This window comes from Microbacterium ulmi (genome assembly GCF_011759705.1).
GTDB classification, from domain to species: domain Bacteria; phylum Actinomycetota; class Actinomycetes; order Actinomycetales; family Microbacteriaceae; genus Microbacterium; species Microbacterium ulmi.
In genome coordinates, this window is the sequence record NZ_JAAOZF010000002.1 from 301,821 (window position 1) to 320,672 (window position 18,852).

Annotated in this window: 16 protein-coding genes; 9 read left to right on the plus strand and 7 right to left on the minus strand. The window is 70.9% G+C overall.

Annotation, left to right across the window (positions count from 1 at the left end; translation table 11 throughout):
- Positions 1–10: 10 nt before the first annotated feature.
- The 6 genes from FHS08_RS14075 to rpsD form a co-directional block, all read right to left on the minus strand.
- Positions 11–865, minus strand: a complete 855-nt coding sequence (locus FHS08_RS14075; RefSeq protein ID WP_167040452.1) for a shikimate dehydrogenase — start codon at positions 863–865, stop codon at positions 11–13.
- A gap of 4 nt (positions 866–869) precedes the next feature.
- A complete protein-coding gene (gene mltG, locus FHS08_RS14080) occupies positions 870–2,582 on the minus strand; it encodes an endolytic transglycosylase MltG (protein WP_167040454.1) in 1,713 nt (570 codons plus the stop codon).
- 1 nt (position 2,583) lies between these two features.
- Entirely contained in the window at positions 2,584–3,057 is a 474-nt protein-coding gene (gene ruvX, locus FHS08_RS14085) for a Holliday junction resolvase RuvX (protein ID WP_167040456.1), read from the minus strand.
- A 10-nt stretch (positions 3,058–3,067) separates the two neighbouring features.
- Positions 3,068–5,728, minus strand: a complete 2,661-nt coding sequence (alaS, locus tag FHS08_RS14090; protein WP_167040458.1) for an alanine--tRNA ligase — start codon at positions 5,726–5,728, stop codon at positions 3,068–3,070.
- A gap of 77 nt (positions 5,729–5,805) precedes the next feature.
- Positions 5,806–6,078, minus strand: a complete 273-nt coding sequence (locus FHS08_RS14095; protein WP_167040460.1) for an ATPase — start codon at positions 6,076–6,078, stop codon at positions 5,806–5,808.
- A 294-nt stretch (positions 6,079–6,372) separates the two neighbouring features.
- Positions 6,373–7,002, minus strand: a complete 630-nt coding sequence (rpsD, locus tag FHS08_RS14100) for a 30S ribosomal protein S4 (protein ID WP_167040462.1) — start codon at positions 7,000–7,002, stop codon at positions 6,373–6,375.
- A gap of 342 nt (positions 7,003–7,344) precedes the next feature.
- Between rpsD and FHS08_RS14105 the strand changes: the two genes are divergently transcribed.
- From FHS08_RS14105 to FHS08_RS14135, 7 genes are read left to right on the plus strand one after another with little or no spacing between them, the layout of a single operon-like run.
- Positions 7,345–8,019 carry a GntR family transcriptional regulator gene (locus FHS08_RS14105; RefSeq protein ID WP_167040464.1) on the plus strand — a complete coding sequence of 225 codons (675 nt, stop codon included), beginning with the start codon at positions 7,345–7,347 and terminating at the stop codon, positions 8,017–8,019.
- A 5-nt stretch (positions 8,020–8,024) separates the two neighbouring features.
- Complete coding sequence (locus FHS08_RS14110) at positions 8,025–8,657, plus strand: hypothetical protein (protein ID WP_167040467.1); 633 nt, start codon at positions 8,025–8,027, stop codon at positions 8,655–8,657.
- A 23-nt stretch (positions 8,658–8,680) separates the two neighbouring features.
- Complete coding sequence (locus FHS08_RS14115) at positions 8,681–10,423, plus strand: ABC transporter ATP-binding protein (RefSeq protein WP_167040469.1); 1,743 nt, start codon at positions 8,681–8,683, stop codon at positions 10,421–10,423.
- On the plus strand, positions 10,420–11,262 hold the full coding sequence (locus tag FHS08_RS14120) for a CbiQ family ECF transporter T component (protein WP_167040471.1): 843 nt from the start codon (positions 10,420–10,422) through the stop codon (positions 11,260–11,262). The genes FHS08_RS14115 and FHS08_RS14120 overlap by 4 nt, the downstream gene beginning before the upstream one ends.
- Entirely contained in the window at positions 11,255–12,697 is a 1,443-nt protein-coding gene (locus tag FHS08_RS14125) for a M20/M25/M40 family metallo-hydrolase (RefSeq protein WP_167040473.1), read from the plus strand. The genes FHS08_RS14120 and FHS08_RS14125 overlap by 8 nt, the downstream gene beginning before the upstream one ends.
- A 6-nt stretch (positions 12,698–12,703) precedes the next feature.
- A complete protein-coding gene (locus tag FHS08_RS14130) occupies positions 12,704–13,969 on the plus strand; it encodes a M24 family metallopeptidase (protein ID WP_167040475.1) in 1,266 nt (421 codons plus the stop codon).
- Positions 13,966–15,294 carry a M24 family metallopeptidase gene (locus FHS08_RS14135; RefSeq protein WP_167040477.1) on the plus strand — a complete coding sequence of 443 codons (1,329 nt, stop codon included), beginning with the start codon at positions 13,966–13,968 and terminating at the stop codon, positions 15,292–15,294. The genes FHS08_RS14130 and FHS08_RS14135 overlap by 4 nt, the downstream gene beginning before the upstream one ends.
- A gap of 71 nt (positions 15,295–15,365) precedes the next feature.
- Here the strand turns inward: FHS08_RS14135 and FHS08_RS14140 are convergent, their stop codons facing one another.
- Positions 15,366–16,652, minus strand: coding sequence for a replication-associated recombination protein A (locus FHS08_RS14140; protein ID WP_167041796.1), 1,287 nt, complete (start codon positions 16,650–16,652; stop codon positions 15,366–15,368).
- A 161-nt stretch (positions 16,653–16,813) separates the two neighbouring features.
- On the opposite strand from FHS08_RS14140, the gene FHS08_RS14145 reads away from it, so the two are divergent.
- The gene (locus FHS08_RS14145; protein WP_167040479.1) at positions 16,814–17,092 is read left to right on the plus strand and encodes a dioxygenase; all 279 of its coding nucleotides are present in this window, start codon (positions 16,814–16,816) and stop codon (positions 17,090–17,092) included.
- Between the two features lie 78 nt (positions 17,093–17,170).
- Positions 17,171–18,781 (plus strand): DUF349 domain-containing protein, encoded by a 1,611-nt coding sequence (locus FHS08_RS14150; protein WP_424960809.1) that lies wholly within the window; start codon positions 17,171–17,173, stop codon positions 18,779–18,781.
- The last annotated feature ends 71 nt before the right edge of the window (positions 18,782–18,852 follow it).

Genomic DNA, 18,852 nt, shown 5'->3' on the forward strand with positions numbered 1-18,852 from the left:
CGCGCTCGCGCTAGCCGTCTGTGACGCTCGGCCCGCCGGTCACGCCGGCATGCATCGCCGCGATGACGGCGTCCTCGTCGGAGAGCGGGGCCTCGACGTCGCCCGTCGTGAAGATCCTGATCTGCAGGACGGCCTGGTGCAGCAGCATCCCGAGTCCGTCGATCGCCCGTCCGCCTGCGCGCTCCCACGCCGATGCGAGTGCCGTGGGCCAGTGTCCATAGACGACGTCGAGCAGCAGACCGCCGCGCGCGGCGAGCGCGTCGGCTGCGGCATCCGGGACCGCGGCGTCCCCCGGAAGCGTCGCGATCGTGACGTCGACGTCGTCGTGGCCGGATGCCGCGAACGGCACGCCGACGACCTCGACGTCGAGCCGCTCCCCGAGAGCGGCGAGCGGATCGACGGCAGCGGGGCGGCGCGCGACGACGTCGACGCGCCGCGCGCCGAGTTCGGCCAGCGCGACGAGTGCGGAGGTCGCGGTCGCTCCGGCCCCGACGACGCGCGCCGCTTCGACGTGCGCGATGCCTGCCTCCCGCAGCGTGCGCACGACGCCCCCGACATCCGTGTTGAACCCGCGCGGGCCCCCGGGGTCGAGCAGGAGCGTGTTGACGGCGCCCGTCATCTCCGCGCGGCGGTCTCGCGTCGCGGCCGCGGCGAACGCGACGCCCTTGAGCGGCATCGTGAGCGACAGGCCGCGCCACGACTCGTCGAGAGCCGCGAGCGCCGTGCCGAACCCGGCCTCGGAGAGGCGACGGCGCTCGTACGTCCAGTCGAGGCCCAGCGCACGATACGCGGCGGTGTGAAGCTGCGGCGACCGGCTGTGCGCGATGGGATCGCCCCACACGGCGAGGCGGGTCCGCTCCGTCACGGGGTCAGCACCCGGAGTCGGGGTTCGCCTTGCACCAGTCCTGCCACTGCGCGACGGCGCGGTTGTGGTCGGCCAGGTTCGACGTGAACACCGTCTCACCGGTCTCGAGGTTCACCGTGACGAAGTAGAGCCAGTCGCCGTCGGCGGGGTGCATCGCAGCGTCGATCGCGACGTCGCCGGGGTTCGCGATGGGCCCGATGGGCAGCCCGGGATGCACATAGGTGTTCCACGGGTTGGGATCGTCGAGCGCCTCCTGCGACGAGCTCACGGTGCCGTCGTGCATCTCGCCGAACCCGTACTGCGCCGTCGAGTCCATCTGCAGGAGCCCGAAGGTCTCCTGGTTGCCCGGATCGAGTCGGTTCTGTATGACGCGGGACACCTTGTAGAAGTCGTCCTCGAACCTGGCCTCGCGCTGGATGATCGACGCGATCGTGAGGATCCGCTGACGGTCGTCGACAGGCACGCTCGCGGCGTCGAGCGACTTCACGGTGCGATCCACGAGGGTCTGCACGACCTGCTGCGCCGTCACGCCCGGATCGAACGTGTAGGTCGCAGGGAAGAGCCACCCCTCCAGCGGCTGCCCGCCGGCAGCGACGATCGCGGGGTCGACCGGCACGCCGAACTGCGCGGGGTCGGCGATGGCGGCTTCGAAGTCGGCCAGCGGGATGCCGAGGCTCTCGGAGAGGATGCCGAGCGAGTCCGCGACCGTGAGCCCTTCGCGCAGCTGCGCCGTGTGCTCCTGCTTGTTGGCGGGATCCATGATGGCCGCGAGCGCGGCCTCCGAGGTCATTCGCTTCTGCAGCTTGAAGACGCCGGGGACGAAGGGGGGGTTCTGAGCCGTGTCGACGAGGTAGTCGTAGAACGCCGACGACGTCTTCGTGACGCCCGCCTCGTACAGGGACGTCGAGATCGTGCGGCCCGTGTCGCCCGAGACGATCGTGACGAACACTTCGCCGTTCGCGAGTCCGTCCTCGTAGTCCTTCGGCTCCTCCCAGCCCATGAACGCGCGGATCTGGCTCTCGTACGTCGTCCATACGTACCAGCCGCCGGCCGTGACGCCGCCGAGGAGCACGAGCACGATCCCCAGCGCGATCCAGCCGCCGATGCGACGCTTGCGCTTGTCGGGCGGCGGAGGCGGTGCGCCGACGGCGTCGGTCGAGGCGCGACCCGCGAACAGGTCGTCGAGGCTCGTCGTCGGAACGGGATGCGTCGCCCTGCGCTGCTCGCCCTCCACCCCGCCACCGGGTTGCGGCGTCGCGGCGGCATCGGGGAGGCGGATGCCCCCTGTGCGGGCATAGGGCAGGGCGGGCGCGGGCGCCTCGGGGTCGAATGCGGGCTCCGGATCGGGGTCGAGGTCTGGCTCGTGCGGCGGCTCGGGCGCCGACTCGGGCTGCACGGGGGTCGCCCACGCGCGCACGGGCGGCTGGATGGGTGCGGACTCGGCCGACTCATGAGCGGGAGCGCCGTGCACGGGGGTCGCCCCCGTCGCGGCTGCGGCCGCCTCGCGGGCGGCACGTCGCGAGAGGGGTACGGCCGGGGTCGGATTCGGAGCCGCGTCCGCGGCCGTCGAGCCGTCGCGTGCCGCCGGCTCCTCCGGGCGGTGGCCGCTCGACGCAGCGCGCAGTCCCGAGTGCACGGCCGTGCGGGCGCTCGGGTCGGGGAGCTTGCTGAAGAGATCTGCGAACGGATCGTCCTGCGACGGCGTCGGTTCGGGCATGTCAGGTGGGCTCCTGCTCCGCGAGGACGGCGGATCCGGGTGGCCGTCCTTGGTTCTTCTCGAGGTCGAGCGCCTGCTGCAGCAGCACCACGGCGGCGACCTGATCCACAATGCTACGAGAAGAACGCTGAGATCGCCCCGACTGACGCAGAGCGGCGTGTGCCGAGACCGTGGACAGACGTTCGTCGACGAGCCGGACCGCGAGCCCGGATGCCGCGGCCAGCGCCGCAGCGAACTCTCGCGCGTCGACTGTCGAGGCCGTGTCCTCGCCGCGGAGGTTCAGCGGAAGCCCCACGAGCAGCTCGAAGGCGCCGTGCTCCTGCGCGAGGGCGACGACCCGCCCGACCGAGGCGTCGTCGCGCGCGACGGTCTCCACGGGAGTCGCGAGGAGGCCGTCGGGGTCGCATCGGGCCACCCCGACGCGTGCGCGGCCGACGTCGACGCCCAGGCGCACTCCCCTGCGGAAACCTGTCACGACGAACCCGTCACGCGCCGCCGAGCGCGGCGGTCACCGCGGCGAGGGCCGCGGGAAGGGCCGCGGCATCCGTCCCGCCGCCCTGAGCGACGTCGTCGCGACCGCCTCCGCCTCCGCCGAGGGCTGCGGCAGCGGCCTTCGCGAGGACGCCCGCCTTCGCACCGGCAGCTCGGGCCGCGTCGTTGGTCGCCACGACGACGACGGGACGCTCCCCCACGACCGCGCCGAGCGCCACGACCGCGGCATCGGACCCGAGCCGATCGCGCGCCTGGAGCGCGAGCGAGCGGACGTCGTCGGCGGAGGCGGCGGCGCCCAGGGACTCCGCGATGACACGGTGCGAGCCCACGGTCGCCGCGGACCCGACGAGGGCGGGGAGCCGGTCCCCGAGCGATTTCGCCTCGAACGACGCGATCTTCTTCTCGGCGGCCTTGAGCTGGGCCTGCAGGTCCGCGATGCGGGCCGCGAGCTGGTCGCGCGGCGTCTTGAGACTCGACGTGAGCTGCGAGACGATCGCGCGCTCGGCCGCGAGCGAGCGGAAGGCGTCGAGGCCGACGAGCGCTTCGACGCGGCGGTTCGACGCGCCGACCGACGACTCGCCGACGAGGCTGATGAGGCCGATCTCAGCGCTCGTGGAGACATGCGTCCCGGCGCACAGCTCGCGCGACCACGGGCCGCCGATGTCGACCATCCGCACCGTGCTGCCGTACTTCTCGCCGAACAGGGCCATCGCCCCCGCGGCCTTCGCCTCGTCGAGCGGGAGGACGCGCGTCGTCACCTCCAGGTTGTCGCGCACGGCGTTGTTCGCGATCTCCTCGATCTCGGACTTCGTCGCATCCGACAGGGCCTGGCCCCAGGAGAAGTCGAAGCGCATGTAGCCGGCGCGATTGAGCGAGCCCGCCTGCGTCGCGGTCTTCCCGAGCGTGTCGCGCAGCGCCGCATGTACGAGGTGCGTCGCAGAGTGCGCCTGGCGCGCGGCCCGGCGGTTCGCGGCATCCACGACCGTCGTCGCCGGCTGCCCGACGCCGACCTCTCCCGAGGTCACCTCGACGGTGTGGCTCACAAGACCCGGGACGGGCTTCTGCACGTCCAGCACGTCGAGCTCGTAGCCCGGGCCGACGATGACGCCCTTGTCGGCGACCTGGCCACCCGACTCGGCGTACAGCGCGGTCTCTGCGAGGATCACCTCGGCGATCTGACCCCCCGACGCGCGATCCACCGACACGCCGTCGACGAGGATGCCGAGCACTGTCGACTCCGTCTCGAGATCGGAGTAGCCCGTGAAGATCGTCTCGCCCTGCGCACGATAGCGGCTGTACACGCTCAGGTCGGCGATCGCGCGCTTGCGCGACTTCGCGTCGGCCTTCGCGCGAGCCCGCTGCTCGTGCATGAGCCGGTCGAACGCGGCGCGGTCGACCGTGAGGCCGGCCTCCTCGGCCACCTCGAGCGTGAGGTCGATCGGGAAGCCGTACGTGTCGTGAAGGAGGAACGCCTCCTCGCCCGCGATCGACGAGCCCCCGGCATCCTTCGTCTGCGAGACGGCGAGATCGAGGATCGTCGAGCCCGAGGCGAGCGTGCGCAGGAACGTCTCCTCCTCCGCGATCGCGTACTGCGAGATGCGCGACCAGTCCGTCTCGACGACGGGGTACGCGTCCTTCATGGCGTCGCGCGACGCCGTGAACAGGTCGGGGAACGTCGGACCGTCCACGCCGAGCAGGCGCATGGCGCGGATCGAGCGTCGCATGAGACGGCGCAGGATGTAGCCGCGCCCCTCGTTCGACGGCGTGACGCCGTCCGAGAGCAGCATGAGCGACGAGCGGACGTGGTCGGCGATGACCCGGAAGCGGACGTCGTCCTCGTGCACGGCACCATAGGTCCGGCCAGACAGCTCGACGGCGCGGTCGAGCACGGGGCGCACCTGGTCGGTCTCGTACATGTTGTCGACGCCCTGCTTGATGAAGGCGACGCGCTCCAGACCCATGCCCGTGTCGATGTTCTTGTTGGGCAGCTCGCCGACGATGTCGAAGTCGATCTTCGAGCGCACGTTCGTGATCGCGTACTGCATGAACACGAGGTTCCAGATCTCGGTGAACCTGCTGTCGTCGACGGCGGGGCCGCCCTCGCGGCCGTAGGCGGGTCCGCGGTCGAAGTAGATCTCGGAGCAGGGGCCCGCGGGTCCCGGCTGGCCCGTGGACCAGTAGTTGTCCTCGCGGCCGAGGCGCTGGATGCGCTCGACGGGCAGCCCCGCGATCCTCTGCCAGAGACCAGCGGCCTCGTCGTCGTCCTCGTAGACGGTGACCCACAGGTCGCGCTCGGCGAAGCCGAGGCCGCCGTCTGCCTCGCTCGAGGTGAGCAGCTCCCACGCGTACGAGATCGCGCCTTCCTTGAAGTAGTCGCCGAACGACCAGTTGCCCAGCATCTGGAAGAACGTGCCGTGGCGCGCCGTCTTGCCGACCTCTTCGATGTCGTTCGTGCGGATGCACTTCTGCACGTCGGCGGCACGCCGATACGGCGGCGGGACCGTGCCATTGAGGTACGGGATGAACGGCACCATGCCCGCGACCGTGAAAAGCAGCGACGGATCGTCGCTCACGAGCGAGGCGGAGGGGACGATGACGTGGTCGTTCTTCTCGAAGAAGTCGAGGTAGCGCTGCGCGATCTCAGCGGTCTTCATGCGTATGGTTCCTCGGGTGGGCGAGCGGATCCGACCCCGCAGGCGGGGTCGGCACGTCGGAGGTGTGAGTCGGAGAGCTAGTTCGCGGCGCCCTCGGCGGCGTGGGCGACATCGGATGCGGCATCCTTCGCGGCGTCCACGACGTCGCCGGCAGCATCCTTGGCGGCGTCGACGATGCCGGAGAAGCGGGCCTCCTGCTCGCGGTACGCGTCGCCGATGCGGTCGGTGAACTCGCTGATGCGCGCGTCGACCTCGGCGAGGAGCTCGTGGCCGCGGGGGTCCTTGTCGAGCAGGTGGGCGGCGATGAAGCCGCCCGCGATGCCGAGCACGAACCACACCAGATTCTTCATGTCACCCACTCCTCGCCGCGGACGCGGCATCCCACCATCGTAATCGGATACGACGAAGGGCGCCGGGGATGATCCCGGCGCCCTTCGGCTCCCGTCGCTGAGCTTCTCGAAGCGTCGAACGACCATCGCACTGTGCTTGTTTCGGTCGCGGCGCTCACGCGCCGCGGCCTGCGCAGCGCGTTACCGCGCTGTACTAGTCGAGGCGCGGCGCTGACGCGCCGTTCCTCGCGCAGCGCGTTACCGCGCTGTACTTGTCGAGGCGCGGCGCTGACGCGCCGTTCCTCGCGCAGCGCGTTACCGCGCTGCGTAGTACTCGACGACCAGCTGGACGTCGCAGACCACGGGGACCTCGGCGCGCTTGGGGCGACGCACGAGGCGGGACTGCAGCTTGTCGAGCTCGACCTCGAGGTAGCCCGGCACCGGGGGCAGGACGTCGGCGTGACCGCCGGCGGCTGCGACCTGGAAGGGCTCGGTGCCCTCGGACTTAGCCTTGACGTGGATGAGCTGACCCGGCTTCACGCGGAAGGACGGGCGGTCGACCGTCTGGCCGTCGACGAGGATGTGACGGTGCACGACGAGCTGGCGCGCCTGCGCCGTCGTGCGGGCGAAGCCCGAACGCAGCACGAGCGCGTCCAGACGCATCTCGAGCAGCTCGACGAGGTTCTCACCCGTCAGGCCGTCCTTGCGGCGGGCCTCGTTGAACGTGTTGCGCATCTGCTTCTCGCGGATGCCGTACTGCTCGCGCAGACGCTGCTTCTCGCGAAGGCGGACGGCGTAGTCGCTGTCCTGCTTGCGCTTGGTGCGGCCGTGCTCGCCCGGAGCGTAGGGACGCTTCTCGAGGTAGCGGGCGGCCTTCGGGGTCAGCGCGACGCCGAGCGCGCGCGACAGGCGGACCTTGCGGCGGTCCTGGGACTTCGTTGCCACGAAGTGTTCCTTCCGATGACGTGGACGTGTCTTTCACGCCTCACGGACGTATCGCCGTCTCTTCGCCCTTTCCGGACTGCACGCCGGGGCATGCCGGAAGGTAGGTGAGGAAGAGAGGGGATGCCCGAAAACTCGGTTTCGAGCCGGTCAAGTCTATCAGAACGGGATGCCGCGCCCGGGAAGGTGCGCGATCCGGATCGGGGACACGAAGGCGTGCAGCCCGACGCGGCCATGTGTTTCGAGTGTGTAAAAGGTCTCGCCTCGGATCTCGACACCGGCGCATGTATGTTGTAGACAATCGACATGGTCCAAAGTCGCCTCGCCCGAGTCTCCCGCCAGTCCATGCAACAGGAGGTCGTGAAGGCGATCCGGGATGCCATCAGCTCCGGTCAGTACTCCCCCGGCGACCGCCTCATCGAGCAGGAGCTCTCGGAGCAGCTCGGCGTCAGCCGCGCTCCCGTGCGAGAGGCTCTCCGGCAGCTGGTGGGCGAGGGCCTCGTGGAGGCGGAGACCCATCGGGGCACGACCGTCGTCAGCGTCACGACCGCCGACCTCGAGGAGATCGCGCGCCTGCGCGCGGCGCTCGAGCCCGTCGCGATCGAGCGGCTGATCGAGCTGGGCGACCCGCAGCACCTCGTGATCCTCCGCGGCATCGTCTCCGAGATCCGCGCCGCGCTGCCGCGCCGCGACCCGGTCCTCATCTCGCACCTGGACATGCGGTTCCACGAGACCATGTGCGAGCTCAGCGGCTACCCGCGGCTGCTGAGCGCCTGGCGCGTGCTGGGCATCCAGCTGCGCAGCTACTTCGCCGTCGCGCAGTACTTCTTCGACGACGAGAGCATCGCGGGAAACCACGAGCGTCTCATCGACGTGATCGAGCGCGGCGACGTGTCCGCCGCCCGCGAGGAGCTGTACGAGCACATCGTCGGCCCCGAGGGATGGCAGCTCTACCGCCACGGCGGCGCACCCGAGGCGCAGCAAGAACCCGCTCCATCCGACACCCACGAGAAGGACTGACCCCCATGTCGAACACCTCCCGCGCTCGCGCGACGGCGGCCCCCACCGCCGCGCGGGGCATGAACGTCAAGAAGGCCATCTGGACGGCGCTGCTCGGCGCCCTCGGCTGCATCCTCACGATGCTCGCCATCCCGATCGGTCCCAACATCAGCATCAACCTCTACGTGATCTCCGGCATCCTCGTGGGCGCCACGTGCGGCGCGCTGCTGGGCGCGCTCGGCGGGTTCCTCGGCGCGCTGTACACCCCCGTCCTGTGGGGCTGGTTCGGGGCGCTCCCCTACAACGCGATCCTCGGCTTCGGTGCGGGACTGGCCACGCGGTTCGGGCTGCGCCCGTCGGTGGGCGTCGTCCTCGCCTACATCGTGGCCCAGCCCATCGAGATGTGGATGGCATACCAGTTCCTCGGGATGCCGTGGGCCGTGCAGCTCCTGGGCGTCGGATCGACGATCCTGCAGGCCGCCGTCGCGGTCGTCATCACCGAGGCGATCATCAGCGTTCCGCAGCTGCGCAAGCGCCTCCCGCGCACGGGGCGGATGACCGTTCCCGCATGGGTCGATCGGGTGCCGTTCCTGCGCCACCCGTGGGCTGACGACTACCGCATCACACCGGTCGCCGCGGCATCCGCCGGCGCGGCCTGAGCGGCGGACGGGAGAGGCGCCGAATGATCCGGTTCGAGGGCTTCGGCTTCCGCTACGAGGGCACGGACGACTGGGTCGTCGACGGCGTAGACCTCGAGATCCCCGAGGGCAGCATCGTGCTGCTGACGGGGCCGAGCGGATCGGGGAAGTCCACGCTCGCACTCGCTCTGAACGGCGTCGTGCCCCAGCTCATCGCGGGAGAGACGCGAGGCTCGCTCACGGTCGGGGAGCTCCCGTCTCTGACCACGCCCGTCGCGCAGATGGCCGACCAGGTCGCCGTCGTCTTCCAGGATCCCGAGGTGCAGCTGTTCACTCTCACCGTCGAGGACGAGGTGGCCATGTCGCTCGAGGCGGCCCGAGTGCCGCGCGACGAGATGCAGCGACGCGTGCAGAGCGCCATCGACGAGTGCGGTCTGAGCGGACTCGAGCTCGCCTCCCCCGCGCGGCTCAGCGGCGGCCAGAAGCAGCGCGTCGCGATCGCAGCGGCGCTGGCCCGCGAGCCCAGCGTGCTCGTGTTCGACGACCCCACGGCCAACCTCGACCCCGAGGGCACGCAGCACGTATACGAGACGATCGCCGCCGTCGCCGCCCGGCGTGGACGCACGATCTTCATCATCGGCCGGGAGCTCGACGCCCTCGCGGGTCTCGTGGACCGCGTCGTGGCGCTCGAGGGCGGGCGCGTCGTGTACGACGGCGCGCCGCGGGGGCTGCTCGAGCAGGCGGAGCTCGTCGAGCGCCTCGGCATCCGGCCTCCCCTCGCCACTGAGGTCGCGCATCGGCTGGCGTCGATCTCGGCGGGCAGGTGGCACTGGGGCGGACAGGTGCCGGTCGACGAGGCCGGCCTCCTCCGCGAGATCCCGCCCGCGGCGACGACGCTCTCGATCGTGCCGGCCGAGCCTCCGCCCCCGAGCCAGACCTCGTCGGTGCTGCGATTCGACGACGTCGCCTTCTCCTACACGCGCCGCGGCCGCGTCGTGCTCGACGGCGTCACGTTCGATGTCTCGGCCGGCGAGTTCGTCGTGCTGGCCGGCCGAAACGGGGCGGGCAAGTCGACTCTCCTCGGTCAGATCAGCGGACTTCTGCGACCCCGCAGCGGCCGTGTCCTGCTGGGAGGACGGGATGTCGCGGCGCTCACGGTCGCGCAGATCGCCCAGACCGTCGGCTTCATCTTCCAGAACCCCAACCACCAGCTCTTCCGCGACACCGTCGAGGCGGAGGTGGCGTTCGGCCCGCACTGCATGGGATGGGACGCCGACCGCACGCGCGCTGCCGTCGACTCCGCGCTTGCTCGCACGGGCCTCGTCGGCATGCGCCACCGCGATCCCGACCTCCTGAGCATGGGCTATCGCCAGCGCGTGGCGGTCGCCGCCGTCCTCGCCCTCGATCCGCAGCTGCTGCTGCTCGACGAGCCCACGACCGGCCAGGACGAGCACGGCCTGGCCGAGCTCATGCGGCTGGTGGGCGAGCTCAACGCGTCGGGGGTCACGGTCGTCATGATCACCCACGACATGTCGGTCGCGCTCGCCCACGCACGGCGCATGGTCGTGCTGTCCTCCGGCCGGCTCGTCGCCGACGGCACGCCGGCCGATGTCCTCGCCGACGACGCCGTGATGCGCGGTGCGGCCCTCGTGCCTCCCCCGCTCGTGGAGCTCTCGGACCGCATCCTGGGCCCGGGCTCGTTCTCGCGCACGGCGGTGCGCTCTCCGCGCGACCTCGCCGAGCGCATCTGGGCGGCGCGCGCTCAGGACGCGAGGGCCGCGTCGTGATCCGACTGCTCCAGCTGGCCGAGTCGCTGCTGTCGTACCAGCCCGGGAACGGGTTCCTTCACCGGCTGAACCCCCTCACGAAGCTCTTCATGCTGGTGGCGGTGATCGTCTCGGGCGTGCTCCTGTCGTCGGCCCGGGTGCCGTTCTTCTGCATGCTGGCGGTCTTCGCCGTCCTGCTCCTGCTGGCTCTCGTCGGTGGTGTCGACCTGCGCGACGACTTCCGGCAGCGCTGGCCGTTCTTCCTCGTCATCACGTGCTTGATCATCGTGGGAAATCTCGTCTTCCCGCCTCCGTTCGCCGGCCTCGAGCAGCGCGAGTTCTTCACCCTGCCGCCGTTCCTGCACATCACCGACCTGTCCCTCGGGTTCGGGATCGCCAAGAGCTTCTTCGTCCTGAGCTCACTGCTCGGGGTGGTGCTGCTCCTGCGGACGACGCGCCTCGGCGACCTCACCTACTCGCTCACGAAGGTGGGTGTGCCGCATGCGATCGCGCAGGTCATCGCGACCTCGCTGCGCTGCATCCCGATGGTCGCCGACGGACTCGGCATCGTGTACAACGCCCAGCGTGCGCGCGGGATGGAGATGGATGCCGGCGGACCACGGGCCCGCATCGCCGCCTGGCGCACCCTGATGAACCCTCTGTTCGTCGTGTTCCTGAAGTGGGTCGACCTCATGTCGGTCGTCTACCAGGCGCGCGGCATGGACTTCTCGTTCGGCGGTGCACGCACCCGCCTGCGTGCGACGCCGTTCCGCGCCGTCGACGGAGTCGCCCTCGTCCTCGGGCTCGGCAGCCTCGCCGTGCTCGTCATCGCCACCCAGATCGGATGGATACATGTCTAGCCCATCGACTTCGGTCGCCTCGCTCGTCGCATCGGCCCACGCCTGGATGGAAGAGGACTTCGACGAGCATCTCGCCCTTCTCCGGCGATGGCTCCGGCAGCCCTCCGTGAGCGGCACGGGCGAAGGGATCCCCGAGATGGCCGAGCTGGTGCGCTCCGCCATCGTCGACGACCTCGATGGCGAGGCGCGGATCGAGCCGACCGACGGGCACCCCATCGTGCTGGGGCGCGTCGACGTCGGAGCGCCTCGCACGCTGCTCGTGTACGGCATGTACGACGTGCAGCCCGTCGACGGCGAGGAGTGGCTCGTCGACCCGTTCTCGGGCGACGAGGTAGACCTGCCGGGGTTCGGGCCGTGCATCGTCAGCCGCGGCGTCATGAACTCCAAGGGGCCCCTTGCGAACCTCGTCTCGACGGTCAGGACGCTCCGCGATCGGACGGGCACCCTTCCCGTGAACCTCGTCTTCCTCGTCGAGGGCGAGGAGGAGCTCGGCAGCGTGTCGCTGCATGGATTCGTCCCCGCGCATCTCGAGGAGCTGGCGGCCGACGCCGCGCTGTTCCCGTTCTACTCGCAGGACCGCAACGACAAGGTGCTGATGTACCTCGGCACGAAGGGCATGGCCTTCTTCGACCTCACGGTGCGCGGGGGCGACTGGGGAGCACCGCGCTCCGCCGGCATCCACGGCATGAACGCGGGGTGGTTCCACAACCCGGCGTGGGTCCTCGCCGACCTGCTGTCGAGCATGATGAGCCCCGATCAGACCCTCATCACGATCGACGGCATCTACGACGAGGTCGCCCCACCCGACGAGGTCGACCTCGAGCTGCTGCGCCGGCTCGACGACACGTTCGACCCGGCCACGCAGCTGACCGGCTACGACGTCGCGCGCTTCAAGCACGACGCCTCCGGTGCGGAGCTCATGCGGCGGTTCCTCTTCCAGCCGAGCCTCAACATCGACGGGCTGGCCGCCGGCGATGCGGGCGACAACATGAAGACGATGCTGCCGCACGAGGCGCGCGCCAAGATCGACATCCGACTCGCTCCAGGCATGACGGTCGCGGGAGTCCAGAAGAGCCTGCGCGACCACATCGCGAAGCTCGGCTTCCAGGATCTGGTCGACATCCGGGTACGCTCCGGCTATCCCGCAGGCAAGAGCCGCCTCACCGACCTCGCCAACGCGCCCATGCTGCGCGCCTACGAGGCCGCGGGCGCGCAGGTCGAGCCCTGGCCGCTCGTGGCGGGGGCCGCCCCTCTCTACCTGTTCACAGACGAGCTCGGGATCGGCGTCTGCATGGGCGGCCTCGGGCACGGTGGAGGACAGCACTCCCCCAACGAGTACGCGACCATCCGCGGAATGCTCGACTATTCGCGTTCCATCGTCTCCTATCTCTACGACCTCGCCGACGCACCGATCGATCACCCGGAAGGACTCTGAGCGCACATGTCCCGCCTCTCCCTCACCCGCCCGCACCCGCCGAAGTTCCCGGAGCATCCCCTCGAGGAGCACGAGCATCGGGTCGCGCGTGCCCGCCGCCTCATGGAGATCGAGGGGCTCGATGCGCTGGTCGTCTCGCGGAACGTCAACGTGTACTACCTCTCCGGCACGCGCTTCTTCGCCGTGTTCTTCCAGAACACCCCCGCGATCGTGCCGCAGTCGATGGTCGTCATCACGAAGGACGCCGACGTCTACGGCCAGCGGTTCGGTCCCTTCGACAGCGACGACGTCGGCTACGACACGACGTGCAACGCGAGCTTCGAGCACTTCGACTCCGAGCTGGAGCTCGCGTCGATCCTCTCCGACTACGGCATCGGCGCGGGCATGCGGGTCGGCATCGAGTGGGGGCCCGACAGCGCCACCGGCATCAACCCCGTGAAGTTCCTCGAGCTGCGCCGCCGGCTCGAGGGCGATCTCGGTGTCGAGCTCGTCGACTCCACGGCGCTCATGCGCCGGCTCGTGTCGATCAAGTCGCCGCTGGAGATCGAGCGCACGGCGCGTGCCGTCTCGGCGAGCGCGCGCGCCCTCAACCGCGTCATGGAGGAGGTGGAGCTCGGGATGACGGCGACCGAGCTGTCGCATCGCATCATGCGCTATCAGCTCGAGGAGGGCGCGGAGTCGTCGTACCTCGCCGAGGTCATGGGCGAGGGAGACGGCTCCTCCCAGCTGTTCAGCACGATGCCGGTGGACACACCCGTCGAGCCGGGATGGGTCCACTTCGACATCTCCGCGGTCGTCGGCAGGTACCACTCCGACGTCAATCGGGGCCTCTTCCTGGGTCGTGGGCCGACGCGGCTCGAGTCCGAGGCGTACGCCGTCCGCCGCGGCGTGAACGACCTCCTCGACACCCTCATCAAGCCGGGCGTGTCGATCGACGCGGTCGTCCGAGAGGCGACCGACTGGGTCGAAGCCACCGGCTTCCGCATCGGGGCTCTCGGCGGAGCGCCGTTCGTCGGGCATTCGCTGGGCATGGAGTTCTACATCGGGCCCAACATCATCCCCCGCGCGAAGCAGCCCGCTCTCGCCGGCATCGGTCCCGACGACGACATCCTCTTCGAAGAGGGCATGGTGTTCGCCTTCGAGTGCTCGATCGAGCATCCGAGCGGTGTGCGCCTGCCGTTCTTCAACGTCGAGGACAACGCGGTCGTCACCTCCGACGGCGTGCGGGTCCTCAGCGACGAGCTCAGCCGCGACCTCGTGGTGCGCGCATGATCGCCTTCGCGGAGGACGCTTACGACTTCGATCGGGCGCTCGACCGCATCCAGCCGCTCGGTCCGCGCGACGCCGGCCGCACGGTCGACGCGCCTCCGGGGGCGGCGTTCCCGAGCAGCGACTACGCCGCGCGGTACGCGCGGCTGCGCGCGCTCATGATCGCCGAGGGCATCGATGCCGCGCTGTTCACCCAGGAGGAGAACGTCCAGTACTTCAGCGGCTACCTGACGGTGCTGTGGGTCTCCAAGTTCCGCCCGCTCGTGGCCGTGTTGCCCACGGATCCGGGCCGGCCGGCGAAAGTGGTCGTCTCCGGGCAGGAGGTCGGGAACGCTGCGGCGACGTCCTGGGTCGACGAGGTCGTGGCGTTCTCGCCGCAGGTCGCGCCGATCCCCCACATCGCCCGCGCGATCGCGGATGCGGTCGGGGAGCGGGCGCGCGTCGGGATCGAGCTGGGGTTCGGGCAGCGGCTCGGGATGAACGTGCGCCAGTTCCGCGAGCTGCAGGACGCCCTCCCTGGCGTCGAGTTCGTCGACATCACCCCGCTCGCGCAGACCGTGCGCATGCTCAAGTCGACGCACGAGGTCTCGTACCTGCGCGAGGCCGCGCGCATCTCGACATCGGCGGTCGAGGCGGGATGGGAGGCGCTGCGCCCCGGCATGACCGAGCGAGACCTCATCACGGCGATCGGCGCCGAGATGTACCGGCAGGGGGCGGAGGTCACGACGAGCAAGCAGTCGTTCTTCGGCATCATGGCGGGTGCGCGGCGCGGACTCTCCAACGCAGTGGCGGATGATCGCACGCCGCTCGCGCCGGGCGACCTCGTGCTCGTCGACGGCGGTGCCAGCTACCACGGCTACGTGACGGACTTCATACGTCAGGCCGTCCTCTCTCCGGTCGACGACGAGACCCTGACGTGGTTCGACATCGCCCTCGAGGCCAACCGGGCGGCGATCGCCGCCGTCCGGCCGGGAGTGCGCGCGAGCGACGTCTACGACGCGGCCATGCGCGTCTTCGACCACCACGGCGTGCTCGAGCACAACGGCAGCACGATCGTCGGCCACGGCATCGGCGCCGACGTGCACGAGCTGCCGTGGCTCGGCGAGGCGGGCGTCGTCTTCACGTCGGAGGTCGTGCTGCGCGAGGGCATGGTGCTGAGCATCGAGCCGATCCTGTCGGCGCGGACCGGACCCCGCCCGCGCGGGAACTTCATCGTCGAGGAGATGGTCGCCGTCACAACGGACGGAACCGAGCTGCTGACGGCGGGGCTGAGCCCCGAGCTCCACGTCGCGGCGGTTCCCGTCGTCGCCGACGCCGCGCGTCCGTGACGCGTCGGGCACCACCGCTGCGACCACCCCACCGCCGGGCACCGCGTCGTCCCGTGGCCGATCGGGCCGGCTCAGCTCCCGTCGAGGATCCGCCGGATCTTCTCGAGGCGCGCCTGCACGTCGCGCTCCTGCCCGTGGTTCGTCGGCTCGTAGTAGCGGCGCCCGCGCAGCTCGTCCGGGAGGTACTGCTGCGTCGCGACCCCGATGTCGGTGTCGTGCGGATACACGTATCCCTTGCCGTGGCCGAGCCGCTTCGCCCCGGGGTAGTGGGCGTCGCGCAGATGCGTCGGCACGCGGCCGAAGCCGCCGGAGCGGACGTCGGCGATCGCCGCGTCGATCGCGAGATACGCGGCGTTCGACTTGGCGGTCGTGGCGAGGTAGATCGTCGCCTCGGCGAGCGGGATGCGGCCCTCCGGCATCCCGATGAGCTGAACGGCATCGGCCGCCGCCATGGCGAGCGGCAGCGCAGCGGGGTCTGCGAGCCCGACGTCCTCCGCGGCCGAGATGATGAGGCGCCGCGCGATGAAGCGGGGGTCTTCGCCCGCCTCGATCATGCGCGCGAGGTAGTGCACCGCGGCATCGGCATCGGATCCGCGAATCGACTTTATGAAGGCGCTGATGACGTCGTAGTGCTCGTCGCCCTGCCTGTCGTAGCGCAGCAGCGCGCGGTCGACGGCCTGCGCGACGTCCTCCGCCGTGAGGGCGGGACGCGCAGACTCGGCGCTCTGCGCGTCTCCGGCGGGGACGGATGCCGCCGCCTCGAGCGCCGTCAGGGCACGCCTCGCGTCGCCTGACGCGAGACGGATGAGCGCCTCGCGGGCCTCAGGGAGAAGCTCGACCGCGCCGTTGAGGCCGCGCGGATCGGAGACGGCGCGATCGACCAGGATGCCGAGGTCGTCATCCGTGAGCGGCTGGAGGGTCAGCAGCAGAGACCGGGAGAGCAGCGGCGAGACGACCGAGAACGACGGGTTCTCGGTCGTCGCGGCGATGAGCACGACCCAGCCGTTCTCGACGCCGGGCAGCAGCGCATCCTGCTGCGCCTTCGTGAAGCGGTGGATCTCGTCGAGGAACAGGATGGTCGACTGCCCGTACAGGTCGCGCTGGGTCAGGGCGTCCTGCATGACCTCGCGCACGTCGCGCACGCCGGCCGTGATCGCGGACAGCTCCACGAAGCGCCGCCCCGACGAGCGTGCGATCGCCTGCGCGAGGGTCGTCTTGCCCGTGCCGGGCGGGCCCCACAGGATGACGGAGCTCGCCGAGCTCTGCGCGGCATCCGGATTCGCGAGCATCACGAGGGGCGACCCCGGGCGCAGGAGGTGGGACTGACCGGCGACCTCGTCGAGAGAGGTCGGACGCATCCGCACCGCGAGCGGCGTCTGCCCTTGGAAGAGAGCGGCGGGAGAGGTCACTCCTCCAGGCTAGTCGTGGGCTCCGACGCCGGATCGGCGCGGTTTGGCCGCGCTCGGCGCGTTGCGTAGGATCATCCCGCCCGGGACGGACCCGGGGCGAGGGAGGTCCCGTGGCAGGCAAGGAGCGCGGTGCGCGCGAAGCGCGAGAGCGTGCGCGCGTCTATCAGGCGCGTCAGGCATTCCACGCGGGCCGGGCCCGCCGCCGTCGACGCGACAATCTCGTCGCGGGCGTCGCGGGAGGCGTGCTCATCCTCGCCGTCGTGGGCGGACAGGTCGCGTACTTCACGATGGGTCCCGGCGCTCCCGATCCCGCGCCCACCTCGTCGCCGTCGCCGACGCCGACGCCTCCGAGCCCGGACGCCACGCCGTCGCCCACCCCGACGCCCTGAGCGAGCGGCCGCGGCCGTACTAGGCTGGGGAGCCGTCCATCCCCCGCAGGCGGCGCAAGCCGCGATGAGGTGCATCCCGTGACTGCCGCAGCAGAGTCCACTCCCGAAACCCCCGTCGACCCCGAGCTCGCCGCCGAGCAGCCCAGCGAGCCGGAGGCCGCCCCCGAGCAGCCCAGCGCGCCGGAGGCCGCCGCCGAGCAGCCCAGCGCGCCGGAGGCCGCCGCCGGGATCGTCGCCGAGACCATCGCCGAGACCGAGGTGATCGAAGCCGAGGTCGCCGAGGCCGCGACGCTGGACGCCTCGGAGGTCGCCGATGCGGACGCGATCAGCGACGCGTCGGCCGAGGTGGAGTCCGCGCGCCACGAGCCGGCGACCGAGGATGTCGAGGCAGGAGCGGAGACGGAGTCCGAGGCCGAGCCGGCCGTTGCCGGAGCCGGAGAGCCCGCCGCTCCCCCGGCATCCTCGGACGACCCGTGGGGCCGCGTCGACGAGGACGGCACCGTCTCGGTGCGCGAGGGCTCCGAATGGCGCGTCGTGGGCCAGTACCCCGACGGCTCGGCCGAAGAGGCGCTCGCGTACTTCGAGCGCAAGTACGCCGACCTCGCGAGCGAGGTCACCCTCCTCGAGGTGCGTCACCGTCGCGGTGGCGCGTCCGCCTCGGACCTGCGCTCGACCGCGCGGATCGTCCGCGACAAGCTCACGGGAGCCGCTGCCGTTGGCGACCTCGCCTCGCTCGAGGCACGCGTCGCCGCGCTGACGGCGCAGCTCGCTGCGGCGACGGCGACCGAGGTCGCTGCAGCCCGCGAGGCCGTCGACGACGCCGTCAAGGCTCGCACCGAGCTCGTCGAGAAGGCCGAGGCGATCGCCGCACGCGACCCGAAGAGCATCCAGTGGAAGCAGGCGTCCGCCGACATGTCCGCGCTCTTCGACGCATGGCAGACGCAGCAGCGCACGGGAGCGCGCCTGCCGAAGTCGACGGGCCAGCAGCTGTGGCGCCGCTTCCGCGACGCGCGCGCGACGGTCGACAAGCACCGTCGCGAGTTCTACGCCGAGCTCGACGAGGCGCACAAGGCCGTCCGCGACCGCAAGGCGAAGCTCGTGGAGCGGGCCGAGGCGCTCGCGCCCAAGGGCGAGGACGGAATCGGCGCCTACCGCGAGCTGCTCGACGAGTGGAAGACCGCCGGACGTGCCGGAAAGAAGGCCGACGACGCCCTGTGGGCCCGCTTCAAGGCCGCCGGCGACGCGCTCTATGGCGCACGGGGCGAGCGCGAAGCGGCCGAGGCGGAGGAGTCGCGCGAGAAGATCGTGCACAAGCGCGCACTCCTCGACGAGGCCAAGACGGTCGCCGACGAGCCCGAGATCGCGAAGGCGCGGCAGCTGCTGACGGCGATCCAGCGTCGCTGGGACGAGATCGGCCGGATCTTCCCCCGCGACGCCGAGCGCGCCCTGGACGACGATCTGCGCAAGATCGAGCAGGCGCTGCGCACGCGCGAGGACGCCGACTGGAAGCGCAACAACCCCGAGACCAAGGCTCGCGCCAACGACATGACCCGTCAGCTGACCGACGCGATCGAGAAGCTCGAGCAGGAGCTCGAGGTCGCGAAGAGGTCGGGCGACAAGCGCGCCGTCACGAAGGCCGAAGAAGCGCTCGAGGCGCGCAAGACCTGGCTTCGCGCGCTCGGCGGCTGACCGACCCCTGCCGCCCCGACCCGCCGACTTTCCACAGCGGAGCCGCGCGGGCGGGGCGATGTCGCAGGCGT